This window comes from Eubacterium sp. AF17-7, from assembly GCF_003461285.1.
GTDB lineage: Bacteria > Bacillota > Clostridia > Lachnospirales > Lachnospiraceae > Eubacterium_U > Eubacterium_U album.
Genome location: NZ_QTWU01000027.1, coordinates 220 through 4,900 on the forward strand (window position 1 = coordinate 220; position 4,681 = coordinate 4,900).

Genomic DNA, 4,681 nt, shown 5'->3' on the forward strand with positions numbered 1-4,681 from the left:
GTTTCATCATAAACATATCCGGTATAACTTTTTGAAATGTTTATTCCGTTAAGTTTACTGCTTACCGTTTCTGTTTCCGGCTTTCCCCATGCATCATACTCTGTTTTCGCTGCAACCTCTGCATTTTCATCCAGTGCCCATCTTGTGCTTCCGAGTCTGTCCGTGTACAGGCTGTAAACTAAACAACTGAATGTTTACCAGAAGTTTTCAATTTTACTTTAGTTAAATCATATAGTTTAGCATCAACTTAGTTCACTTTTCGTATACGCATAAAACGCATCTATTTAGCAGCAAAAATTTATTTTAAAAGAAGTGCGTTAATGTCAGAATTTTGGAACTAAATATTCAGTTTTAAATTTATTTGTAAAACGCAATAATTCCGTTATACTAATTCTTCAAAGAACTTCTGTTGTATCGCATTATTGTTACTTAGTTCTTCAATTTAGCTGGCTAAGTAATGATTGCTGAATGGTTCATTAATATTCATTTCTCCCTATCTCCTTTTGGTGATATATTCCATCAGAAAACTTGCGGACAAAACCTTTTGCTGGGAAATCAGGATATTTAAATTCCCACAGACATCCACAACAATTACACTTATACCATTTGTCTGCTTTCCATTCAAATCCATTACAATATGGTTTTCCTACCTCTACTTCTGAAAATATACCTTTTTTACTTGTTCTTCAAAAAATCTTTTAATTTCTTCATATAATTGATACGAATTAATCAAACTTCCTATTCGTTCTCTACATTCACATTTTATCATTGAAACCACCTCGCTTCTACTGTAGGAATATATACTTGATTTCCACCTCCAGGCAATATTCCTATTACATTTCCAATACTATCATATATATTTTGTGGCATGGCTATACCTTCATAAATTGTTGTTCCTTTAGGAACAACTACTTTTACCCTGTTGGTGACACGGACTGTATCTGCCACATCTTCAACCTTTTCTAAAATTGGCACCAATGCAAGGGAAAACAGTTTTTTTCTCTGCCAGACCTAAGGAATCCACATAGCTGGTGGAATTGTTGCCACAGTAGATGTACCAGTTCAGTCTATGATATGTTATCCATTATACACTATTGCTGATGGTTTAGGAAATTTCCAATAAAGAAAAATGCATTGTCTCCACAACACCAAGTACTATGAAAACAATGCGTTCTTCGTCTTAAAATGACAATATTTAGTTTTAATTTTGACAGCACTTAAATGTACTTAAGTTATAAAGCCTCTAAATTAATCTTCATGGATTTTTCTACCTTAAATCCATTTCGATTTCTTTATCAACCATGGTAAAATTTTTTAGTAACCATCTGCATATACATTGCAGCAAATTAAACTATAAGACATTTAGTTCTTCAATTACTGCATTTGTATTTCTATAACCCCACCTCTATCTCACACATAATGGTCAAATTACTTCTTTCACCATCAATCATTAAGTCCAAGTATTTACTTTTGAATCTTGTAGGATTACGTTATTTTGTATGCACTACAAAACCTTACTGCTTTATTCAAAGCATCCATTACATTACTTTTTTGCATATTTTCATCATCATAAAAACAATATACCGGTTGTTTCTCTTCTTCCTTTGATATATCCCTATCCAATGCTTCAAAATAGACAAACTGATATTTATTGCATAATCAACTACTCCGTCTCCAATCACTTCGACTACTCTTGTTGCCGTTGCCACATTTTTCAAAGTACACCATAAATAAGAACAACTGTTATATTTTTCTATACAATTCTTCCAGTTCCAACAACTCCATACCTAACTGGTCTGAATAATCCCATGAATCCACTATAATCCGAGGATAACTTAAAATAACATTTTTTTGCATATTGCTCTTTTGAAGTTCTGTCAATATAGTTTGCAACTGAACCATATTTTTCTTACTTTGTCCCATTTTAACTTTTTCAATTTCCAACTTTATTTTTTGTTGCAATTCGCTATTTCTTTTATTAAAATTCTCTTCTATTGTCATCTTATTAACTCCTCCAAATTACTAATATACCATTGATTGGCACCACCAATGTATTAATGTATTGACTGCTAAAATTCTTCTGAGCCGCTAAAACTTCCGTTTCTAAGTGATGCAACGGTGTAAAATGCTCCGTCTGTTGCTGCGGATATTCCTGCTGACGCTATTACTGCTTCCGCTATTGCGGCTGCTCCTACTCCGCTTACTCCCGCTACAACTATTCCCGTTGTTCCTACGGCTGCCTTTGCCCATGTCGGCATGTTATCTATTTCACAGCATATCCTTGTGTAAAATCCAAGTCCGCCTGCCACTCCGCTCTTTACAACGTTGAAAGCTGTTCTTCCTGCATTTCCAAGTGTACTTATGTATGAACATCCGTCAGAATCTATGTAATACAGCGGATTGTCCCCGCAATAAATATAACCGTTCTGGGTTAGGGCTTCAGATACCTTTCCTGCTTTAGGGTCCTTCTGTATAAATTCCCTGTCTTTGGAATTGTACATTCTTGCTCCCGCATTCCAGTAGCCTGTTGTTTCATCATAAACATATCCGGTGTAACTTTTTGAAATGTTTATTCCGTTAAGTTTACTACTGTTTCCTTCATTATCATAACTGTATGATACAGAAAAACTGCTACTTCTGGACGTTCCATACATTGGTTCAGAACATACTTGTGCTGTTACTGGTTACAAATATCAACTTTTCCGCAAGAAAGTAGCTGACTTCCTACAGAACGCTGAATATCTATTTCTGTACTACTGTCGAAGCACACAACCAAAATCAGATAGCCATTTCAATAGGGCAGATGCGAAACATATTATGAAGATAAAACTGGAGCAGTATTTTATGAATAAGAGCTACTACTTTCAGAAAGTTCCCCCCTTAAAGAAGATGCATAGTTAATAATAAGCAACCAATTTTATAATTCCGAGGTACAATTCCAGTGGACAAATACGGATAAGAATATTACATAATGCAAGAGCCAACTGATGTTATCAATACATAGTTGGCTCTAATGCTTACTATTCAGTTTTGTTTTCAAATGTCCTTAACATCAAAATGGCGAATCTCGCACTAGGGTATTCAAATTAATCTATATGGATTATATCACCTTCGGTGAGAGCCATTACGATTAATTTAAAGACCTTGGTAATTTTTCAGGTGATTTGTGTCCTTAAGTGGAGACATAACTAAAAATTATAATTTACTTTTTACTTGCGTTAGTACGCTCCAATACACTTCCATATCACTATCCTCAAGATTATTTACGATATCTTCTCCTCCTAAAAATAACGGAACTTTATAACCAGCACATCTTCCATAAACAATCGACTTACCAAAATTATTCATCCATTCATCAAAAAACGATTTTGCTAAACATGCATCAGCATATAATGGAATTTCCTCATTAAGAAATTTGTCAAATGTACAAGGAATTTCTAATACATCATTAGTTCCTATTTCAAACATCAAAATATTTCCATATGTACTTTTTCTTAAATCAATTCCAAAACAACGTCCAAGCCAATCATAACCAAAAATCTTAAACAAATTCTGGAACTCTGGATATGCTTCACTGACAATTTCTGTCCATTTCTTTACATTATCCTTTGAAAAAGAATTAAACAGCCCATGTCCAAATCTTTTTCCACCTAATTGCATGATAAAATCATTATACAAATCTTCTGAATACTCAATCACGATGTTCTCATTAAAAAACAACAAGAAATCTCTAATCATATCATTCTCCTTACTGTATCGTAAATTGTCCGAATACCGTTTCATCTGGATAATCTTTTATAGCATTTTTTATTTGCACACCTAAACTTCTATTAACACTCATATCTAATGGATTCATATTCAATATATCATCTGCTCCTCCCAATTGCAAATCAATAGTATGGTCTACATCATATCCACTTGGTACAGATGCTTTACCATACGCTGATTTATACCTTGAGGACGCTGATGTTCCTCCTCTATTAGCAGGTGTTTTTATAGTCGTGGCATCTGAAAGTGCCTTTACTTTTACATCTGCCTCTGCCTTTTGTGCTGCAGTCCAACCATCTTTATATTTTAATTCTATATCTACAGAACCAGTACCACCCTCATATGACACACTTCCAGCTTCATCTGCCATAACCCCTGCAAGTTTTCCACTCTTTGCAGCATTTCGTATTCCTGCCACTCCAAGCCCTGCTCCTGCAAACATGTAGCCGTTTACTGCTCCATTTATGACCGTGTCCTTTAATTCTGACCTGCTAAAACTTCCGTTGTTTAATGCATATATGCTGTAGAATGCTCCGTCTGTTGCCGCTGATATTCCTGCTGATGCAATTACTGTCTCTGCTATCGCAGCCGCTCCCACTCCACTTGCTCCTGCAATTATTATTCCTGTTGTTCCAACCGCTGCCTTTGCCCATGTCGGCATGTTATCTATTTCACAGCATACCCTTGCATATAATCCAAGTCCGCTTACGGCTCCGCTCTTCACAACGTCAAATGCCGTTCTTCCTGCATTTCCAAGTGTGCTTATGTATGAACATCCGTCAGGATCTATGTAATACAGCGGATTGTCTCCACAGTATGTGTAGCCGTTCTGGGTCATAGGCTCAGTAATGTTTCCTGCCTTAGGGTCCTTCTGTATAAATTCCCTGTCTGTGGAATTGTACATTCTTGCTCC

The 4,681-nt window shown here is 35.6% G+C and carries 6 protein-coding genes; all 6 read right to left on the minus strand.

What is annotated here, in order from left to right; translation table 11 throughout:
• Positions 1–765: 765 nt before the first annotated feature.
• Complete coding sequence (locus tag DWW96_RS13570; RefSeq protein ID WP_117910795.1) at positions 766–975, minus strand: hypothetical protein; 210 nt, start codon at positions 973–975, stop codon at positions 766–768.
• Positions 976–1,538: 563 nt separating this feature from the next.
• Positions 1,539–1,718 carry a hypothetical protein gene (locus tag DWW96_RS14285; protein WP_147339841.1) on the minus strand — a complete coding sequence of 60 codons (180 nt, stop codon included), beginning with the start codon at positions 1,716–1,718 and terminating at the stop codon, positions 1,539–1,541.
• A 25-nt stretch (positions 1,719–1,743) separates the two neighbouring features.
• A complete protein-coding gene (locus DWW96_RS13575; RefSeq protein ID WP_117910796.1) occupies positions 1,744–2,001 on the minus strand; it encodes a hypothetical protein in 258 nt (85 codons plus the stop codon).
• Between the two features lie 68 nt (positions 2,002–2,069).
• Positions 2,070–2,654 (minus strand): RHS repeat-associated core domain-containing protein, encoded by a 585-nt coding sequence (locus DWW96_RS13580; protein ID WP_117910797.1) that lies wholly within the window; start codon positions 2,652–2,654, stop codon positions 2,070–2,072.
• Between the two features lie 541 nt (positions 2,655–3,195).
• Positions 3,196–3,738 (minus strand): T6SS immunity protein Tdi1 domain-containing protein, encoded by a 543-nt coding sequence (locus tag DWW96_RS13590; protein ID WP_199522707.1) that lies wholly within the window; start codon positions 3,736–3,738, stop codon positions 3,196–3,198.
• Between the two features lie 10 nt (positions 3,739–3,748).
• Positions 3,749–4,681, minus strand: a 933-nt coding sequence (locus DWW96_RS14125; RefSeq protein WP_347496389.1) for a hypothetical protein, incomplete at its 5' end; no start/stop codon positions are given.

Bases quoted from the DNA above. Each gene is read 5' to 3' on its own strand.
- DWW96_RS13575 (WP_117910796.1), bottom strand. From the start codon at position 2,001: ATGACAATAGAAGAGAATTTTAATAAAAGAAATAGCGAATTGCAACAA.
- DWW96_RS13580 (WP_117910797.1), bottom strand. From the start codon at position 2,654: ATGTATGGAACGTCCAGAAGTAGCAGTTTTTCTGTATCATACAGTTAT.
- DWW96_RS13590 (WP_199522707.1), bottom strand. From the start codon at position 3,738: ATGATTAGAGATTTCTTGTTGTTTTTTAATGAGAACATCGTGATTGAG.